The sequence below is a fragment of the Plesiomonas sp. ISS29 genome (genome assembly GCF_056522795.1).
In genome coordinates this window covers 1,869,557-1,889,104 of record NZ_JAWRZQ010000001.1, presented here as the reverse complement: position 1 = coordinate 1,889,104, position 19,548 = coordinate 1,869,557, and the positions used below count along the sequence as shown (strand labels likewise).

The following is a 19,548-nucleotide window of genomic DNA, read 5'->3' as shown; positions in this document are numbered from 1 at the left end:
CGCTATTTTATGCACCACATTACGCCAGCCGCTATGCAGTAATCCATTCTATTTTGCCAGTCGTTTTTCTTTGTGATCTTGCCAGCGCGCGGCCAAATCTTGTAACTGACGATGGCAGTTTACCCAACGTTCCGACGCTTCTAATTCCGCTTGTGCAGGCGCAGGCTTACGCAGTAAACGCGCGATGCGCTCCGAGCGAGTCTGTGGCAGACGATCAAGCACTTCAACTGCGCCTTGTTGGTTATTACACACCAGCAGCATATCGCATCCAGCATTGAGTGAGGCTTCGGCACGCTCGGCATAACTGCCCATAATGGCAGCGCCTTCCATGGATAGATCGTCAGAGAAAACCACACCATCAAATTGCAGCTGTTTACGCAGTACGTCTTTAAGCCAAAACTCAGACCCGCTAGCTGGACGAGGATCACAATCGGTGTAAATCACATGAGCTGGCATAACGGCATCTAAACGCCCTTCCTGATTAAGCTGGCGGAATAGCGCCATATCATGATTCATGATCTCAGCTTTGCTGCGGTTATCCCGTGGAGTCTCTTTGTGTGAATCAGCCAACACTGCGCCGTGCCCCGGAAAGTGCTTACCAGTCACACTCATACCTGCACTGTGCATACCATCAATGTAGCTGCGGGCTAAATCTAATGCTTTTTTGGGATCATCATGAAAAGCCCGATCGCCGATCGCCGCACACTGGTGTCCTAAATCAAGCACGGGGGCAAAACTAAGATCAATGTCCATCGCCAGCAGTTCGGCTGCCATCATCCAGCCACTGTCAAAAGCTAACGAGAGTGCCTTCGGCCATTCATTCAGTGCGGCAAAAGCTTGCGGAGCGGGTAAACGGGTAAAACCGTCACGGAAACGCTGAACACGCCCGCCCTCTTGATCAACCGCCAGTAATAACGGGCGCTGTACGGTTTGGCGGATATCTTTTACCAGCGCCTGCATCTGCGCCCGATCGTGATAATTGCGAGCAAAAAAGATTACGCCCCCCACCAACGGATGACGCAATATCTCGCGCTCTTCCGCATCAAGCTCATAACCAAGTACATCAAGCATGACTGGGCCCACGGTGTTTCTCCTTTTCAATTGCCTACATCCAACGTTTATCTGCGTCAGGGGCGAAGGTGGCATATCGTAACATCCATATTCAGTAGATGCTGTTGACAACATCGCAGAATATGGGGTTATACATTTGATGTTATTTCGGGTAATAGGTGTTGATACTGCTCAGCCCACTGAGCATATTGCGGCTCGCCGGTTTGCCGGAAGCGGACTTCAAACCACAGCAGAGTCAAAAAATGACACCATGGGTGCCAACGCTCTATATCCCTTAACAGTAAGGTTTTTGTCTCTTGATCTGGCAAATAATATTGTAAGAAGTGCTGTAACTGCTGCTCACTGAACTGGTTTGCATCACACAATAAACATATTTCGCAGGCAAGCGCATTGATAGCGGCATATTCCCAGTCAATTAATGCCAGCCCTGTCGGGGTTAATACCATATTGGCCGGATGCAAATCATGATGTGCCAATATCGGCATTTGTAGACATGGGGGCATTAACACTAAAAATGTGCGATAAACCTGCTGTAAAAACGGTGTTTTGCGTTGTGGTGATATATTTTGCCAGTACAGCGCTAAACGCTGCTTAATATCAAAGGTAGGTACGGTTGTTTCAGGGCGTTCAGAATACAGTAAGCTGCCCGAAGCCACTGACTGATGTACAGATTGATGTACCGATTGAAGGCAAACCGCCAATGCCTGCAAGCCCTGCCGGTGCTGCAGATAATCAGGGGGGCATATATCGCCCGCAACCCAGCGTAAAATACTCCACTGCGGGCTGTGATAAAATAGCAGCGGCGCACGGTGTGCGGTGTCATGGCTAGCGGCCAAAAACGTTAAAATTTGTGATTCCTGAGTACGGCAAACACCCAATTGCCGCGCGTGGTTATCACCCCTGCGAGCCACCAGCACAAGGTTATTTTCAAGCCGGATCTGAAAACTTCCGCCCGATAATCCGGCTAACGGCACAACCGACATCACTTTCAGGTTATGCCAACAGGGCAAGGCGAGAATTTGTGCTATCGGGTCATCAGTATTCAGCATGCTTGCCTATTCCAAGCACGGTTATTTTTTTGTCCGCACATACAACCGGAAATATTCCACATTGGGTTCAGCTGCCACCGCGCGAATGGTGCTTACGGCGCTCGGGAAAACTGTCAGGGTATGCCAAGGTGCGGTATCCCGGTCAATCTCTAGCCCTTGTTTGTTGTACCAGTAAAAACGGTATTCAAGCAACTGAGCCTGCTGACGCTGGTTTTTTATCTCTACCTGTACATTTAACCGCTGCGCTTTTTTCCCCGAATGAATACGCTCAATGCTGATGGTACGGCTAGAGTCAGCATCAGCCACCACAACCTGCTGTTGCTGATCTATCTTAAAACCACTGGTGGCGGGCGCACAACCAGCCAATCCGACCAATAATGTTGTACCAATCAGCAAGGAAGCTACCCACAAGCTACGCATCAGTGTGCATTCACCGCAGTACTCAGTAACGGCCCAAGTGCCCGGCCACCCACAAGGTGCATATGAATATGGAACACTTCTTGCCCGGCATGGCGGTTGCAATTCATGATCAGGCGATAACCGTCATCAGCAATACCTTCTGCAGCAGCAATTTTAGCTGCAGCGGTGATCATGCGGCCCAGTGCTTTTTCATCGTCAACCGTAACATCATTGGTCGTGGCGATTAAGTGGTTTGGTACAATCAGAATATGTGTTGGGGCTTGCGGGCTGATATCACGAAATGCGGTAACCAGTTCATCTTGGTACACCACATCAGCTGGAATTTCACGACGGATAATTTTACTGAAAATAGTCTCTTCGGCCATGTTTTATGCTCCTTCATGCAGTTCAAAATTCAATGGGTTAGCTTGCTAATTATATAGTACTGCAACTTAGTCTATTTTTGAAAATATGTGTGATGTATAAGCGGGATAACTCCGCAGATAAGCCTAAAAATACTGTTGTTAAATCCCCCGTGTTGTCACAAAAATGCACACACCCTGCAACACCTCAATGATTTCGTTATCTGCCTCGAAAAAGAGATCACGCATTGCCGATATGATTCAACACCCGACTTAATCAGCCGATAGGCCTTCTATAAACATTGGATGTTGCCTCTTTCCCTTTGCGGTGTTGAATTTTATGGATAAAAAAAAGAACGTCTCCGTTGTACGCCATATGACAATTAGCTTTGTTGTTATGGTGGGCGCATTTATTGCCGCAAGTTTATTTTCGCTTGATGTTGCCGGGCGTTTGAAAAACAGCCTTGATTCGGTGATAGATCAAGCAATGCCGGTCACCAATACATCATCAGAGCTAACACTAAGCTTACTGACAACCGATAAAGCTCTGACATCATTTATTGCTAATCAAAACCCGACACTGATTACTGGCTATCAGCAGGAATTTGATCTTGGCCACCAACAATTTCGCCAGCAAATTGAACAGCTCTCTCAGTTAACACATTCAGATTTGTCTGTTACGGCAAAAAATTCAACTGTGGCCAACTTACAAACAACAGACACACAAACCATAGATTCTGCACAGCTAACAGTGCTCAGCGGTATCGAACAGCGTTATTTTACGCTGGCAAAAGCCACATTCACCCGTTACGAGCAAATACTCAAAGGCCGCTTAAATTTGAATCAGGCCGTGCATGCTTTCCAGAATAAAAAACTCGAGCTGCAATATGGATTAAAAGCACTGATTGATAATGGCGATAATGATGTATTAAAACTGACGAGCGAGTCTTTTTTCAATAGCTTACGTGAAGTAGATAACACCACATCAGAGGCGTTAACCACAAAAGATATTGCTAGCATTGAAGCGGCTATCAAGAAAAATAAAATGAATATTGTACGGCTCGATTACTCTTTCAAAGCGCTGGCAGCACAAGAGCCAATACTCAGCGAACGCTATGGCACTCTGTTTCAGGGCTTCTTAACAGATGCAGGGCGCAAAGACGGTGTTTTGCAGCAGCACGATGATTTTACCCGCAGTGAACTGGCTGTCGATCAGGACATCGCAACATTAGCAACCCTAATGAATAACGCGTTGGTGTTGCTAAACACATTACGCCAGCAATCGGCAGATCATGTCACTGAGTTGGCCGCGCAAGCAAACAGCAACTATACCCGTGGTTTTTGGTTCTCAGTCACGGTTTCAGCCATTGTCGCTCTGCTGGCAGCCGTTACCGGCTGGTTTTTGGCCCGCTCAGTTCGTAAACCGGTACAGGCTATTTTGCAAACATTGCGTGATATTGAATCGGGTAATATGACCAGCCGGATTAATACGTCATCCAACAATGAGTTTGGCTTAATCGCTAATCATATCAATACGATGGCAACTCGATTACACGATATTCTTGAGCAAATCGGCCATGCCTCGGCGCAATTATCACACGTGACCTTGCTCAATCAGGCAAATACGACCAACGCACAAAGTGCCGTAGAGTCACAGCGTGAACAGACCACAAGCGTAGCCACTGCAATGGCAGAGATGGAGCACTCGGTAAAAGAGATCGCCCGCAGTGTTAACCACACGCTCGATCAGGTTTTAATGCTCGAACAGACGGTGACACAAAGTGATCGTTTAGTGCAAGATAATATATCTACCAGTCAACAGCTCTCCTCGCGCCTAACCAATACCTCATCTGAAGTGAAAACCGTTGCCCAGATGAGTGAGAAAATCGGCTCAATTTTGGATGTTATTCGCAGTATTGCTGATCAAACTAACTTGCTGGCACTCAATGCGGCTATTGAAGCGGCCCGCGCCGGTAATATGGGCCGTGGTTTTGCTGTAGTAGCCGATGAAGTGCGTGTACTGGCAAAACGCACTACCGACTCGACCGGACAAATCGAGAAAATGATCGCTGAATTACAAAACAGTACACATACCGCACTGAGCAATATGGATAACTGCCTCAATGACATGTCTTTGAGCGTGAGCCAAACCAGCCAGACCGGTGATGCGATGAGAATTATCCTCGATGGGCTTGGCCAAATCAGCGATATGAACGCACAGATAGCCAATGCCGCCACAGAGCAAGAGGCCACCTCAACAGATATTGCACGTAATTTAGAAGAGATATCGCGTTTAGCTGATCAGAACTTCCACAGCGTTGAAAAAATTGCCGGAAACAGCACGCAACTTGACACGCTGGCAGCCTCACAAGAGCGGTTAGTTAAACAGTTTACATTGTGATTTTATCCTACCATGCGCATACATGCATATACATGTATGCGCATGGTAAGATCTTCCCAGCACAAAATAGCTCTATCACTGAAATACGCCCCTTTATGCACACAACAGGTATCGCATTAAAATAAACGAATTGTCACGAGGGAATTCGCTTTCAGCCAATTCCAGTTCCGAAACATTTCCAGTATAGTGAATCACCCACGCTGGAAGGATGAAGTGATGACTAAGTTATTGATAAAAAATGCAACTATGGTCAATGAGGGCCGCCAGACACAAGGAGATATGCTGGTTGAGCATGGCAGAATAAGCCACATTAGCAGTAACATTAGTGCTCCAAACGGAGCAGAAGTTATAGATGCAGCCGGCAAACTCCTTATCCCCGGCATGATTGATGATCAAGTGCACTTTCGTGAACCGGGTTTTCCCCTGAAAGGAACGATTGCCAGCGAGTCACGAGCCGCGGTTGCAGGCGGTGTCACCAGTTATATGGAGATGCCAAACGTCAATCCGCAGACCACCAACCTGCAAGCGCTTGAAGACAAATATTCACGGGCAGCCCTCTCTTCTGTAGCCAACTTCAGCTTCTACCTTGGCGCTACCAACGATAACCTTGATGAAATTCGCCGCCTTGCACCAGAGCAAGCCTGTGGTGTGAAAATTTTTATGGGCGCTTCAACCGGTAACATGCTGGTTGATAATGCCGATACACTGGCCGCTATTTTTGCTGAAAGCCCGGTGCTAATCGCAACCCACTGTGAAGATACGCCAACCATCAAACTGCTGGAAGATGAGTACCGCGCTCGTTATGGTGATGACGTTCCTGCTCGTGAACATGGCCGCATTCGCTCTACTGAAGCCTGTTTGAAATCGTCTACTCTGGCCGTAGAGCTGGCAAAAAAACACGGTACCCGCCTGCATGTTTTACACATCACCACCAAAGAAGAGCTAGCGCTGTTTGAAGCGGCCCCAACACTAGAAGCTCTTCGCAACAAGCAAATTACTGCCGAAGCTTGTGTGCACCATCTCTTTTTTAATGAACAAGATTACGATCGTTTAGGCCATTTACTGAAATGCAATCCGGCAGTCAAAGCACGTGAAGATCAGCTAGCCTTGCAGGATGCCGTGCGTCGGGGAGTCATTGATATTATCGCTACCGATCACGCCCCTCATACGTGGGATGAAAAGCAGAACACCTATTTTAATGCGCCATCTGGCCTACCGCTGGTTCAACACCCACTGTTAGCGCTATTTGATCTGCACAAACAAGGTGCACTAAGCCTTGAAATGTTGGTACAAAAAACCAGTCATGCCATTGCTGAACGCTTCCAACTGCAAGACCGTGGTTACCTACGTGAGGGCTACTGGGCTGATTTAGTACTGGTCGATCAAAATACCCACTTCAGCGTGAATAAAGAGAATTTATTCTACCAGTGCGGCTGGTCGCCATTTGAGGGGCACACCTTCCCTGCCCGCATAGATACCACATTCGTCAACGGTGAAATTGTTTTCCGTAATGCAGCACATACCAACGCACGCCCTGGGCAGCGTCTTGGTTTTAACCGCCGTTAATTTTTCAGGAAACAAGCAATACTGACTAATCTAAAAGTCAGCGTGCACTCAAAGAAAAAACAGAGAACATAAAAAGAAAAAGGGAGCTAAAGCTCCCTTTTTTGTACTGATACAACACTTACATAACCACCTTATCTGTTAACAGATAAGGTTAAGTTAGCAACATTAATTGCTGCTCATGTAAATATCCATATCTGTTTTGAGGTTATCTGACTTAGTACCGAAAATTGCTTGTACGCCTGAGCCTGCAACCACTACACCCGCAGCACCCAGCTTTTTCAAGCCAGCTTGGTCAACTTTCGCCACATCAGCAACGCCTACACGTAAGCGAGTGATACAAGCATCTAGGCTGGTAATGTTTTGCTTACCGCCAAACGCTGCAACCAGCGCTTGCGCCATTTCAGAACCCGATGCAGTGGAGCTTGCAGCAGTTTCATCTTCACGGCCTGGGGTTTTCAGATCCAATTTCACAATCGCCACACGGAAAACAATGTAGTAAATCGCGGCATAAATTGGGCCAACAATAAAGAACATCCAACCATTTGTAGACAGGTGATAGAACAACCCAAAGTCAATTGCACCGTGTGAGAATGTCATACCATGCTTCATGCCCAGCAAAATCAGCAGAACATACGCTGAACCTGCCAACAGAGCGTGAATGATATACAGCACTGGAGCAACAAACATGAACGCAAATTCAATCGGCTCGGTAATACCGGTCAGGAATGAAGTCAACGCCGCTGAAATCATGATACCGCCAATTTTTGCACGGTTTTCAGGCTTCGCAGTATGCCACATTGCGATAGCAGCAGCAGGCAGGCCCCACATTTTAAACATATAACCACCCGCCATATTACCGGCAGTTGGATCACCCATCAGGTAACGCTGAATTTCACCTGTAATCCACTTACCACCTTCAGCCAAACATGCAGGCTCTGCGGTAATAGCAGCAACAACTTTACTGTTGATAACACAGGTTTCACCGGCTTGATAGAAGAACGGTACGTTCCAGATATGGTGCAAACCAAACGGAATCAGTGATCGTTCAACCACACCATAAATACCAAATGCCAACGCAGGGTTTTGGTGCACTGCCCAGTTAGAGAATGCCTGAATAGCAGCACCTACCGGCGGCCACACCACAGACAAAATCACACCTAAACCAATGCAGCTAAACGCGGTAATGATCGGTACAAAACGCTTTCCGGCAAAAAAACCAAGATAGTCAGGTAATTGAATTCGATAGAAGCGGTTAAACATGTACCCCGCCAACGCACCGGCAAGAATACCGCCAAGCACACCGGTATCGATTTTCTCAACACCCATAACACCGGCCATAACGGTCAGCGTCGCGGCCATTACACCGTAACCCACCGTTGCCGCCAAGGCAGCAACACCATCATTATTCGTAAAGCCTAATGCAACACCAATAGCAAACAGCAGCGGCATTTGGCCAAATACAGAACCACCTGCCTGCTCCATAATGTTGGAGACGATCTCTGGTAACCAACTAAAGTTGGCGGCACCAACACCGAGCAAAATACCCGCAACCGGTAAAACCGATACGGGTAGCATCAACGCTTTACCTACTTTTTGTAGGCCAGCAAAGGCATCCTTTATCATGTGAGTCTGTGCTCCTGAGTGAGTTTATTATCGTTACATTTTCTGTTTGCCACTGATATGGCAGATTAAAAGCTGTGTTGTAACCTGATGACATAATAGAAAATAAAGTCGGCGTATTGTTTGACGGTTGTCAGATTAAAACAAGCGCAAACAGTACTAGGTATCATTTCTTTTAGCTGGATCACACCGTTAGCCTACTAAAAAGCTCTATCCGCTTCACAAAATAAATATTTCAGATAATAAAGTAATTACACAAAGTAAAAAATGTCTTGCAAAGATGATAAATTGAAGAGTTTAACATTTAAAAACGTATTTATTTTGAGCATTAAAGTAATACCAACGAAGAAAATACAAAAGATATTTTACGTTGAAAAATAACGATTCACCCCTGAGTTACTGATACAGCGCATTACTTGAGCATGTCCATAACTGAATGTATGCTTAAACATATCAATCCATTAAGCATAATATAGAGTCCACCGTTGTGCTAATCCAATGCCCAAAACGTATATTTATTTTGGTAAAAAACAAATCACCTTACATGCAATAATTTAACAATTATTCATTTCTACAAATATTTACATGTAAAAAAAACCACATCCGTTAAAGCACTATTATAGCGCCGTTAACTCATGTGGCTGTTCTAGTAGTAATTTAGAGTAGTTAACATACATAAGTGACTATCGTAAGTGACTATCCACCATTTAAAAAGTGGTATGATTAACACTCTGACAGTTCATATTTCAATCTACTTCTCTGCTTCATCATGGTGGTGTTTACCTAATCCATACTCACGCAATTTATTTGCAATCGCAGTATGTGAAACACCCAAACGCCGAGCTAATTTACGCGTACTCGGGTAACTCCGATATAAACGGGTTAATACCGAACGCTCAAAGCGTTTAGTTATCTCATCTAATGAGCCTGTCAATTGATCATCTGCAACACTGATTTCAGCCTCAAGCTCAGGAAGATCAATACTCTGAGGTGTCATCATATGCCCGTCAAGCTGACTTAACGCACGATAAATCGCATTACGCAGTTGTCTGACATTTCCCGGCCATGTGTATTGCGTTAAAAATGGCATCAGTTCAGGTACAACAATAGGCCGTTCAATCTGCATTTCATGGGCAATTTGTGTAATAAACATCATTGCCAACTCAGGGATATCTAGCTGACGCTCACGCAAAGGCGGAACAGTTAGTGTTAGTACATTCAAACGGTAATAGAGATCTTCTCGGAAAACGCCTTTATGTACCAGATCAAGCAAATTACGTTGTGTTGAGCAAATCACCCGAACATCAACACTCACTTCGTGATCTTCACCCACCCGCCGAAACGTACCATCATTAAGAAAACGTAGCAGTTTGGCCTGCATCTGAGATGACATTTCACCAATCTCATCTAAAAAAACAGTACCGCCGCTTGCCTGCTCAAAAAAACCTTTTTTGCTCTCTACAACACCAGGGTATGCCCCCGGAGCATGACCAAACAGTTCACTTTCCGCAACAGAGTCAGGTAATGCAGCACAGTTCAAACCCAAAAATGGCAGATTTCCACGTGCACTGCGCAAATGACAAGCCCGTGCAAGCATCTCTTTTCCTGTTCCGGTTTCCCCTTCAATCAACAAGGGTGCATCAAGCATTGATAGTTTTTTTGCCTGTAGCACAACCTGCTTCATCTTCGGGCTATCCGCCAACACATGAGAAAAACTATCTTCATCATGCACATTCACCGGCTGTAACACATAATCCAGCTTTGCCGATGAGCGCAGCATCAGCACAGCACCGGCCAGTAAAGGCTGCTGGGGATCGTCATCATGAGTGATGTAAACCGGTGTCAGATCCATCAGATAATCTTGTCCGCGCACCTCGATATGCTCAGCAAGGCATGCTGCCGGGTTATCTTTCTCAAACCAGCGCTGAAAATGGAAACCAGTCAGTAATGTTTGAATACCCTCATCACGCAACTGTGTTTCATTCATGGCAAAAAGTGCTAAAGCTGCCTTGTTTGCCAGATCAATTCGACCACGTACATCCACTGAAAATACTGGGTCAGGCAGTGCATGCACTAAGGCCTTTAACTCGGTATGCTCACGCTCAACCGGCATAAAGCGAACTTTACGTACATCAGTAATTCCAGCAATACGCCGAATTTCGGTCATCAAACTGCTAAAATTTTCAAAGTCAATTTCAGGGAAGCTTAGGTAAATTCGACCACAGGTATCAATCTCAATACCGCGAAGATCAATCCCTCGCCCTACCAGTAAGTCGAGCAACTCACGCGTTAACCCTACTCGGTCTTCACAAAACACTTCCAGCCGCATATCTTCCTGACCTTTACGATGTTTAACTTCGTATGCAATGGATAATACCCCGCTATGTGCGGCAGATGAAGACATGTGTCACTATTTCTTGACAGATATATCGCCCACTTCGTTACGTTTTAGGGCTTATCATAAAGATAAACCACTAAATATCATAATGTTACCGTCTCTTTTATCTCAAAGAAAGTTACACATTTCTGTCAAAAAAAACTAAACAGCTATTGAGTAATACTGTTTTTGGCCTGAAAAATCCGCATAAAATACAAAGTAGACAACGCTTAACAGCAGGTTATGCCGTCTTACTTAGATACTTAATAATATCGGAACGTAAAGATTCCGGTGCAGTCTGCGGAGCATAGCGTTCAACAACATTTCCCTCACCATCAAGCAAGAATTTTGTAAAATTCCACTTAATAGCTTCCAGACCCAACAAACCTGATTTTTGGGCTTTCAACCAACGATATAACGGATGAGAATGCTCACCATTTACGTCAATTTTCTGCATTATAGGAAATGTAACATCATAATTTAATGAGCAAAAATGCATAATTTCTTCAGCAGACCCCGGCTCTTGCTCACCAAATTGATTACAGGGGAACGCCAAAATTTGTAATCCTAACGAAGAAAGCTCCCGATACAGTGCTTCTAATCCCTTATATTGCTCAGTAAAACCGCACTGGCTAGCCACATTAACAACTAATATCACCTTACCTTTCAAAGACTGCGTATCAAATGTACGACCGGTCAGCTCCGTTAACTCAAAATTGTATAATGATGTCATTACTTATCTCCTTTAATGTCGGTCTATAACTTTTAGCACAATTATTCACATTTAGCTGAGCACCACAACGCACACATGCAATCTTATGAACCTGCATGCTCTGATCTTGTGATCACCCACACTAGCCAACAAGAATAACGGTAAATACCTCATCATTTTTACGACAAATTTATCGACATTGCTCTCAAGTTCTACTAATTTGTTGCAGCCTTTATTACTACGGCCTAATTTGTATATCTGAATTTTGATGTTGTGCACCACAATCATAGTGTTAAGCACACAGACTGTAAGTTCCCAATACACTGCACTATGCCCTTTTTAGGGGTTTTGCTGCTGTCCGGGCTAACCCGCGAGCAATTGAGATCACTGTATGACTGAACAACCCCGCAAACCCGAAGGTGTGCTACTGCTGCGTACCTTAGCGATGCCCGCCGATACTAATCCGAATGGTGATATTTTTGGTGGCTGGATCATGTCACAAATGGATATTGGCGGCGCAATTCTGGCAAAAGAGATCGCCCATGGGCGTGTAGTGACTGTAGCAGTCGATGGCATTACGTTCCTTAAACCAGTAGCCGTTGGTGATGTTGTCTGCTGTTACGGCAAAGCAGTGCATGTCGGCAACAGCTCGATGAAAATCAGAATGGAAGTATGGGTCAAAAAAGTCTCTAGTGAGCCAATTGGTCAACGTTACTGCGTTACTGAAGCTATCTTTACTTATGTTGCTGTTGATCCTAACGGTCGAGCGCGTCCTGTCCCTAAAACACAAAATCCAGAATATGATCTGGCTGTATCAACAATCAGCAAGTAACAAGTAACAAGTAACACAACATGCATAAAATACGGCTGAACATGCCGTATACTGTTACCCAGCCTATGCGTTGAAGCCGGTAATTTTCTATTTGATCGGCTTCTTCTCTTTCGATAAATGCGATCTTATACACAAATTGATAAGACAATCTTGTAATTCATTGAAATATGTAGTCATTTCATTTATCAATAATGGTACTGATAAAGTCGCCATATTTTATGGAATAAACACAGGGATCACTCCATGTCTGACACCTCACCAGCAAAATACTCTATTTCTGATTTAGCTGCTGAGTTTGAGATTACACCTCGTAGCTTGCGTTTTTATGAAGCCGAAGGTTTGCTATCTCCCGTCCGACAAGGCTTAACCCGTATTTATAGCCGCCAAGATCGACTCCGCTTGCAACTCATATTACGCGGGAAAAGACTAGGTTTTAGTTTAAGCGAGATAAAAACATTATTTAACTGGTACGATTCCCCCAAAGACAATCGAATTCAAATAAGAAATATGCAAAATTTAATTGAGGATAAAAAAATACAACTTAAGCAACAACTCAATGACATACATATTGTACTTAATGAATTAAATAGTGCAGAAGAAATATGCACAGAGGCTGCAAATAAAATAATAAATAATAAATAATAAATAATAAATAATAAATAATAAGCTAAAGCCAGCGGTCATATCCCATCAAAAGAATAAAAGCAAAAACCGGCTTGGAACACTAATTTAACAGTTAAAATCCAGCGGTTTAGACTAAAAACCCATCCGGCACACCTAAATTAACACTGCAACAAAAAAAAGGTAAGCTTATTGATTAAGCTTACCTTTTTATTAACTTGATAATGCTAATCATGAAAATATATTTATCATCAAAGCTATTATCATAACCGTATTTATTGTTGAATATACTTAGATCACTACAAAATTGGAATAATCCTTGCTGCTGAAACTAACGTTAATAACGGCTGTGGATAAATACCTAATACCAATACTAGCAACGCTGATAACAGTAAAACTATCCCCCCTGCACTTACTGCCCAATTATCTGCAGTGTCACGGGTTCTAACCATTTGTGGTGCAAGGTACAGTGCAACCATGACTCGTAAGTAATAATACAAACCAATGGCACTACCCAAAACAATCGCGCCAGTTAACCACCAGTTATGTGATTCAACGCCAACCGCAAGCACGTAGAATTTACCAATAAAGCCCAGTGTTAACGGAATACCAGCTAGCGCCAGCATCATAACGGTTAATACTGCCGCTAGCACCGGACGATGCCAAAACAACCCACGATAGCTATACAATAAATCAGCATCTCGGCCACGATATGGGCTAGAAATTAAGCTTACAACACCAAACGCACCTAATGCTGTAAGTACATAAGCAACTAAATACACCGCGACAGACTCTTCCGGAACAGCAAGGTTTCTTGCCGCAACAACTGCAACCAGCACATATCCAAAGTGTGCAATAGAAGAGTAACCTAACATACGCTTAATATTATTTTGCATTAATGCTGATAAATTACCAAAGAGAATTGATAACACAGCTAAAATACTCAGTACTTGCTGCAATACTGGATGATTAGCAGCAGGCGTACTCAATAAGAAACGTAAAAACACAGCAAATATAGCTACTTTACCTGCTGTAGCAATAAAGGTAGCAACAGGAGCAGGTGCGCCTTCATAGATATCAGGTGTCCATAAATGAAATGGTGCTAGAGATAGTTTAAACGCAAACCCAACTAACATCATACCAAACCCAGCAAGCAGAAGTGGTTCATGGAATGTATGATGCTGTAATGAAGAACCTATATCGACAAAAACCAAACTTCCTGTTTCTGCATACAATAATGCCATACCAAAAAGGATAAAGGCAGAGGCTGCAGCAGAAAGAACCATATATTTAATACTGGCTTCTAACGACCTTTTTTCCCGATAAGCATAACCAACCAAACCAAATAAGGGTAATGAAATCAGCTCTATTCCAATAAACAGCGATGTTAAATGACGCGCACCGGTCAATACCAATCCACCACATGCCGCAATCAATAACAGAAGATAAAATTCCTCTTTATTATCTGGGTAATCTTGCAACCATAAGTAAGCAAAGGTGCAACTAGCCAGTGTTGCCACTAAAATCAGCGCTGAAAAAAACAGGCTGAAACCATCAACTTGCAACAGTTGTGTAACTTGCTGAGCCGGAACTTGTGCACCAAATAGCACTGAAAACAAAGCTAAGTTTAAACCGATTACCGAAACAGTGGCTACATAGAAGTGTTCACGCTTCCATGCAATAACCATCATAACGATAAGCGCCGTTAACCCGGTAATAATTAACGGAAGTTCGGCAATAAGTGACTGTAGTGGGAACATCATGATCTACACTCCATTCACAGGAATTGAATTAAACCAATACTCAACATTGAGCATAACCTGTGTTGTAGTATCTAAAATTGGCTGCGGATATACACCCAGCAATAACAACAGTGATGCCAGCAAGAGAATAATAAAGAACTCCCTTTTGGTCATATCTGCTAAAGGTGAATCAGATTTAGCTGGCCCATAAAATGCTCGCTGAATCATAATCAACGAATATACTGAGGCCAACACTAAACTAAATGTTGCGACCACCGCCACTTTCGGAACAACCTGGTAACTTCCCAGCAAAATTAAGAACTCACCAATAAAGTTACCTGTGCCAGGTAGCCCGAGCGATGCTGCTGCAAAAAACAGTGATAGCGCAGGAAGATAACGAATTCTTCCCCATAAACCACCCATTTCACGTAAATCACGCGTATGCAAGCGTTCGTAAATTTGCCCACAAAGAATGAACAGGCCTGCAGCTGATAACCCATGAGCAATCATTTGAACAACCGCGCCTTGCAAAGCAAGCGTTGTTCCAGAATAAATAGCAATAAGCACAAAGCCCATATGAGATATACTGGTATACGCAATTAAGCGTTTAATATCGGTTTGTGCAAATGCCAGTAATGCGCCATAGAATATACCGACCAAACCCAATGACATAGCAATAGGGGCAAAATCAGCCGATGCTTCAGGGAAAAGCGGTAAGCTAAAACGTAATAAACCGTATGCTGCAGTTTTAAGTAAAATCCCCGCCAAATCAACAGAGCCGGCGGTAGGCGCTTGGCTATGCGCATCAGGCAACCAACCGTGTAACGGCACTATTGGCATTTTCACGGCAAAAGCAATAAAGAAACCAAGCATCAGAACATATTCAACGTTTTTAGTCATTGGAGTATGCAGCAACTCTTCATAACTAAATGTCATTATCCCTGTTGCTTGATAATGCACAAATACCAGAGACAGGATTGCAACAAGCATTAATAGCCCGCTTGCCTGCGTATAAATAAAGAACTTTGTAGCAGCCGTAATTCTTGTTTTACCGTCAGAGGCTTTATGCCCCCACAAGGCAATCAAAAAATACATGGGAACTAACATCATTTCCCAGAAAAAGAAAAACAAGAAAAGATCAACGGATAAAAATACACCGATTACGCCGCCTAAAATCCACAATAAGTTTAAGTGGAAAAAACCTAAGTGACGCTGAATCTCTTTCCATGAACACAACACGGCTAATACACCGAGTAAACCGGTTAATATCACCATCAGCAGTGATAAACCATCCAGTGCCAAATGCAGTGAAATGCCAAACCGAGGTATCCACGGCAGTTGATACTCAACTTGCCACTGTGGAACACCATTCACAGCCGGTAACGTAAAATTCCCTGTAGCCCACAGATATAACGCTAATGCCAGCGTTAAACCCATAGAAAACAATGCAATCCAACGTGGCATTAAAGACTGGCCACGCTCAGCCAGCCAGCATAAAAAACCACCCATAAAGGGGATAAGGATGAGCCACAGTAGTGTCATGGCAGATAGAATCCATTCTAATTAAAACAACACCAGCAACGCTAAAATGAACAGCGCACCGAACCCTACTGACGTTACGTACCAGCGTAACTGCCCTGTTTCTGTAGATACAACCAGCTTATTTCCCTGCCGAGTCACCAGCATAAAAATATTAAGCATTCTATTTAGTGGGTCAGCTTGTAGTTTCTGCGTAAAAAGTAAATAAGGTTTTACAAAAATATGATCGTACAACCAATCAAAACCCCATGCATTAAACCACAACACAGTTAATTTTTTGCCTATCACAGAGTGCGCTATCTTATTCACCCGATGGCGATCACCTAAAAATAATCCGGCAGCAATAACAATACCCGCCAATGCCACTAAAGCCGAGATAAGCTCAAGTTGGTGTTTAGCGCTAAAATCAGCTACCGTTTCATTCATGGGTAACACACCCGCTAGCGGAGGAGTAATTAACGCACCAATAAATGTTGATAGCAGCATTAGTATACACAATGGTAAATAGTAACTAACCCCCTTACCTGCATGCGCATCGATACTGCTTGAGCCATGAAACACAATAAAAATTAACCGGAACGTGTAGACAGAGGTGAGTAATGCCCCTACTAAACCTGCAAGTAACAACCCTGTGTGATTAGAAGCTAATGCTTGCCACAAAATTTCATCTTTACTGTAAAAACCTGCGGTAATAAAAGGAAGCGCAGAAAGAGCAGCGCCACCAACCAAAAAGCAAACATAAATGAATGGCAATGATTTTCGTAAACCACCCATTTTATAAATATTTTGCTCATGATGGCAGGCTACAATCACCGCACCCGCAGATAAGAACAGCAGTGCTTTAAAAAATGCATGCGTCATCAGATGAAAAATTGCCGCATCCCACGCCATAACACCGAGTGCTAAGAACATATAACCAATCTGACTCATGGTTGAATATGCTAAAATACGCTTAATATCGGTTTGAACCAGCGCGGCAAAACCGGCAAGTAACAGAGTCACTGCACCGATCACACCCACGAGGTAAAGAACATCAGGTGCCAATAAAAACAGTTCATGTGTTCGGGTAATTAAATAAACGCCTGCCGTTACCATTGTTGCAGCATGGATCAGTGCAGAGACAGGAGTTGGGCCTGCCATTGCGTCAGCCAGCCATGTTTGCAATGGTAGTTGAGCAGACTTACCCACTGCACCACCGAGCAACATCAATGTTGCCAACGTAATGGGCCACCCACCTTGCTCTAATTTTTGCGGTGCTAGGGTAACAATTTCATGGATATTTAATGTGCCTAGTTGCTGATATAAAATAAATAGACCAATGGCTAGAAACACATCACCAACACGTGTTACTACAAAGGCTTTTAACGCCGCTGCACCATTTTTACTGTGCTGATAATAAAACCCGATGAGTAAGTAACTGCAGAGGCCAACACCTTCCCAGCCTAGATATACAAACAATAAATCATTACCTAAAACCAGAAAAAGCATACTGGCAATAAATAAGTTTGTATAAGCAAAAAAACGTGAATATCCCTCTTCACCACGCATATACCAAGAGGCAAAAAGGTGTATTAAAAATCCCACACCAATGACTACCGATAACATCGTCAGTGATAACCCATCTAAATAGAGGGATAAATTAGCCGTAAAATCACCAACCGAAAGCCACTGCCATAAGGGCTGAGTGTATATTCCCCCTTCAGGATACGCATTAATAAAGCCATAACCTACATAAGCAGTAACCAACGCAGATAAACCGACAGAACCAACGCCGATCACGGCACTGGTGTTTTCAGTTAACCGGCCTGCAGAAAAAGCCAGAATTAAAAACCCTAGCAATGGGAATACGACTGTTAAAAATAAGAGATTCATCCGCGCATCTCGCTTACGACATCAACATCGAGGGTATGATGGCGCCGGTACATTTGTAACAGCAATGCCAATCCAATACTTGCTTCTGCTGCGGCCAGTGTCACGATAAAAATATACATAACCTGCCCATCAGCCTGCCCCCAATAGCTACCCACAACAACAAAGGCTAATGCAGCAGCACTCATCATTATTTCTAAGCTCATCAGAATAAATAGCAAGTTGCGTCTTATCATCAGCCCTGTTAAACCGAGGGCAAATAGTGCACCGGATAGCAATAATCCATGCTCAAGAGGTATATCCATTATCTCTTGTCTCCTTGTGAACGGTTTATTGCGCTGTCTGCTGATTTATTTTCACGCCCTAAATGATAAGCAGAGACGACACCAGCTAATAATAATAAAGATGCCAGTTCAACACCTAAGACATACGGCCCAAACAGTGATATTCCTACCGCTTTAGAGGGAACATCGTGACTGCCGATAACACCGCTACCTAAACTGCCAATAGCAATAGCGATAATCACTAAAAGCAAAGCAGATAAAATCGCTGGGCCTATCCAGACTCTTGGTTTTAACCACTGTTTTTCTTGGTCTTCTGATGTACCGATATTAAGCATCATGACAACAAAAACAAATAAAACTAAAATAGCACCAGCATAAACAATAATTTGAACTGCACCTGCAAACTCAGCACCTAATGTGAAAAAAACCATGGCAACCGACAGCAATGAGATAATCAAATACAGTAATGCATGCATTGGGCTGCGATTGCTGATAACTCGAAATGTCGCTATCAGTGCAATAGCACCTGCCGCATAAAAAGGGATATTCATTCTCTCTCTCCTTATGGTAACAGGCTTTTAATATCTATCGGTTGAGCTTCATCTTGTGCGCTACCTTTTGGTTTACCTGCTATAGATAAACCTGAAACCCGATAGAAATTATAATCAGGATATTTTCCTGGCCCAGAAATCAGTAAATCTTCTTTTTCGTACACTAAATCTTGTCTGCGGTATTCACCCATTTCAAAATCGGGTGTTAACTGAATCGCGGTAGTCGGGCAAGCTTCTTCACATAAGCCACAAAAAATACAACGCGAAAAGTTGATACGGAAAAATTCCGGATACCATCGGCCATCAGGTGTTTCAGCTTTTTGTAGTGAAATACACCCCACCGGACAGGCTACAGCACACAAGTTACACGCGACACAACGCTCTTCGCCATCGGGATCTCGTGTTAATACAATCCTTCCGCGATACCGAGGTGGTAAATAAACCGATTCTTCAGGGTATTGCAATGTATCGCGCTTACGCCACGAATGTGCAAATACCATCCATAAACTTCGCAACTGAGTGCCCGTACCAATGATAATTTCTTTTAACATCT

17 protein-coding genes are annotated in these 19,548 nt (G+C 43.7%); 4 read left to right on the top strand and 13 right to left on the bottom strand.

What is annotated here, in order from left to right; translation table 11 throughout:
* Positions 1 to 48 precede the first annotated feature (48 nt).
* The 4 genes from nagZ to hinT form a co-directional block, all read right to left on the bottom strand.
* The gene (nagZ, locus tag AC1HDJ_RS08400) at positions 49 to 1,083 is read right to left on the bottom strand and encodes a beta-N-acetylhexosaminidase (protein ID WP_479535014.1); all 1,035 of its coding nucleotides are present in this window, start codon (positions 1,081 to 1,083) and stop codon (positions 49 to 51) included.
* A gap of 116 nt (positions 1,084 to 1,199) precedes the next feature.
* Complete coding sequence (locus tag AC1HDJ_RS08395; RefSeq protein WP_479535012.1) at positions 1,200 to 2,120, bottom strand: phosphotransferase; 921 nt, start codon at positions 2,118 to 2,120, stop codon at positions 1,200 to 1,202.
* Positions 2,121 to 2,141: 21 nt separating this feature from the next.
* A complete protein-coding gene (locus AC1HDJ_RS08390) occupies positions 2,142 to 2,540 on the bottom strand; it encodes a YcfL family putative periplasmic lipoprotein (RefSeq protein WP_479535010.1) in 399 nt (132 codons plus the stop codon).
* The gene (gene hinT / locus AC1HDJ_RS08385) at positions 2,540 to 2,905 is read right to left on the bottom strand and encodes a purine nucleoside phosphoramidase (protein WP_479535008.1); all 366 of its coding nucleotides are present in this window, start codon (positions 2,903 to 2,905) and stop codon (positions 2,540 to 2,542) included. Before hinT ends, AC1HDJ_RS08390 begins: the two co-directional genes overlap by 1 nt.
* A 316-nt stretch (positions 2,906 to 3,221) precedes the next feature.
* Between hinT and AC1HDJ_RS08380 the strand changes: the two genes are divergently transcribed.
* Together AC1HDJ_RS08380 and AC1HDJ_RS08375 are read left to right on the top strand one after the other, a co-directional pair.
* On the top strand, positions 3,222 to 5,282 hold the full coding sequence (locus AC1HDJ_RS08380) for a methyl-accepting chemotaxis protein (RefSeq protein WP_479535006.1): 2,061 nt from the start codon (positions 3,222 to 3,224) through the stop codon (positions 5,280 to 5,282).
* 216 nt (positions 5,283 to 5,498) lie between these two features.
* Positions 5,499 to 6,848 (top strand): dihydroorotase, encoded by a 1,350-nt coding sequence (locus AC1HDJ_RS08375; protein ID WP_479535004.1) that lies wholly within the window; start codon positions 5,499 to 5,501, stop codon positions 6,846 to 6,848.
* Between the two features lie 165 nt (positions 6,849 to 7,013).
* Here the strand turns inward: AC1HDJ_RS08375 and ptsG are convergent, their stop codons facing one another.
* From ptsG to AC1HDJ_RS08360, 3 genes are all read right to left on the bottom strand, one after another.
* Positions 7,014 to 8,471, bottom strand: a complete 1,458-nt coding sequence (gene ptsG / locus AC1HDJ_RS08370; RefSeq protein ID WP_438623130.1) for a PTS glucose transporter subunit IIBC — start codon at positions 8,469 to 8,471, stop codon at positions 7,014 to 7,016.
* Between the two features lie 748 nt (positions 8,472 to 9,219).
* Positions 9,220 to 10,797: a transcriptional regulator TyrR gene (gene tyrR / locus AC1HDJ_RS08365; RefSeq protein ID WP_479537057.1), complete on the bottom strand. Its 1,578-nt coding sequence runs from the start codon at positions 10,795 to 10,797 to the stop codon at positions 9,220 to 9,222.
* 289 nt (positions 10,798 to 11,086) lie between these two features.
* Positions 11,087 to 11,578 (bottom strand): glutathione peroxidase, encoded by a 492-nt coding sequence (locus AC1HDJ_RS08360; RefSeq protein ID WP_479535001.1) that lies wholly within the window; start codon positions 11,576 to 11,578, stop codon positions 11,087 to 11,089.
* Between the two features lie 370 nt (positions 11,579 to 11,948).
* On the opposite strand from AC1HDJ_RS08360, the gene yciA reads away from it, so the two are divergent.
* Together yciA and AC1HDJ_RS08350 are read left to right on the top strand one after the other, a co-directional pair.
* Positions 11,949 to 12,389, top strand: coding sequence for an acyl-CoA thioester hydrolase YciA (gene yciA / locus AC1HDJ_RS08355; protein ID WP_479534999.1), 441 nt, complete (start codon positions 11,949 to 11,951; stop codon positions 12,387 to 12,389).
* A 243-nt stretch (positions 12,390 to 12,632) separates the two neighbouring features.
* Positions 12,633 to 13,031: a MerR family transcriptional regulator gene (locus AC1HDJ_RS08350; protein WP_479534997.1), complete on the top strand. Its 399-nt coding sequence runs from the start codon at positions 12,633 to 12,635 to the stop codon at positions 13,029 to 13,031.
* Between the two features lie 278 nt (positions 13,032 to 13,309).
* On the opposite strand, the gene nuoN is transcribed toward AC1HDJ_RS08350, so the two are convergent.
* From nuoN to nuoI, 6 genes are read right to left on the bottom strand one after another with little or no spacing between them, the layout of a single operon-like run.
* Positions 13,310 to 14,773: an NADH-quinone oxidoreductase subunit NuoN gene (gene nuoN / locus AC1HDJ_RS08345; protein ID WP_479534995.1), complete on the bottom strand. Its 1,464-nt coding sequence runs from the start codon at positions 14,771 to 14,773 to the stop codon at positions 13,310 to 13,312.
* Between the two features lie 3 nt (positions 14,774 to 14,776).
* Entirely contained in the window at positions 14,777 to 16,294 is a 1,518-nt protein-coding gene (gene nuoM / locus AC1HDJ_RS08340; protein ID WP_479534993.1) for an NADH-quinone oxidoreductase subunit M, read from the bottom strand.
* A 21-nt stretch (positions 16,295 to 16,315) separates the two neighbouring features.
* Positions 16,316 to 18,163 carry an NADH-quinone oxidoreductase subunit L gene (gene nuoL, locus AC1HDJ_RS08335; RefSeq protein WP_479534991.1) on the bottom strand — a complete coding sequence of 616 codons (1,848 nt, stop codon included), beginning with the start codon at positions 18,161 to 18,163 and terminating at the stop codon, positions 16,316 to 16,318.
* The gene (gene nuoK, locus AC1HDJ_RS08330; protein ID WP_438630226.1) at positions 18,160 to 18,465 is read right to left on the bottom strand and encodes an NADH-quinone oxidoreductase subunit NuoK; all 306 of its coding nucleotides are present in this window, start codon (positions 18,463 to 18,465) and stop codon (positions 18,160 to 18,162) included. The genes nuoL and nuoK overlap by 4 nt, the downstream gene beginning before the upstream one ends.
* A complete protein-coding gene (nuoJ, locus tag AC1HDJ_RS08325; protein WP_479534989.1) occupies positions 18,465 to 18,995 on the bottom strand; it encodes an NADH-quinone oxidoreductase subunit J in 531 nt (176 codons plus the stop codon). The genes nuoK and nuoJ overlap by 1 nt, the downstream gene beginning before the upstream one ends.
* A gap of 11 nt (positions 18,996 to 19,006) precedes the next feature.
* Positions 19,007 to 19,546, bottom strand: a complete 540-nt coding sequence (nuoI, locus tag AC1HDJ_RS08320) for an NADH-quinone oxidoreductase subunit NuoI (protein WP_479534987.1) — start codon at positions 19,544 to 19,546, stop codon at positions 19,007 to 19,009.
* Positions 19,547 to 19,548 lie beyond the last annotated feature (2 nt).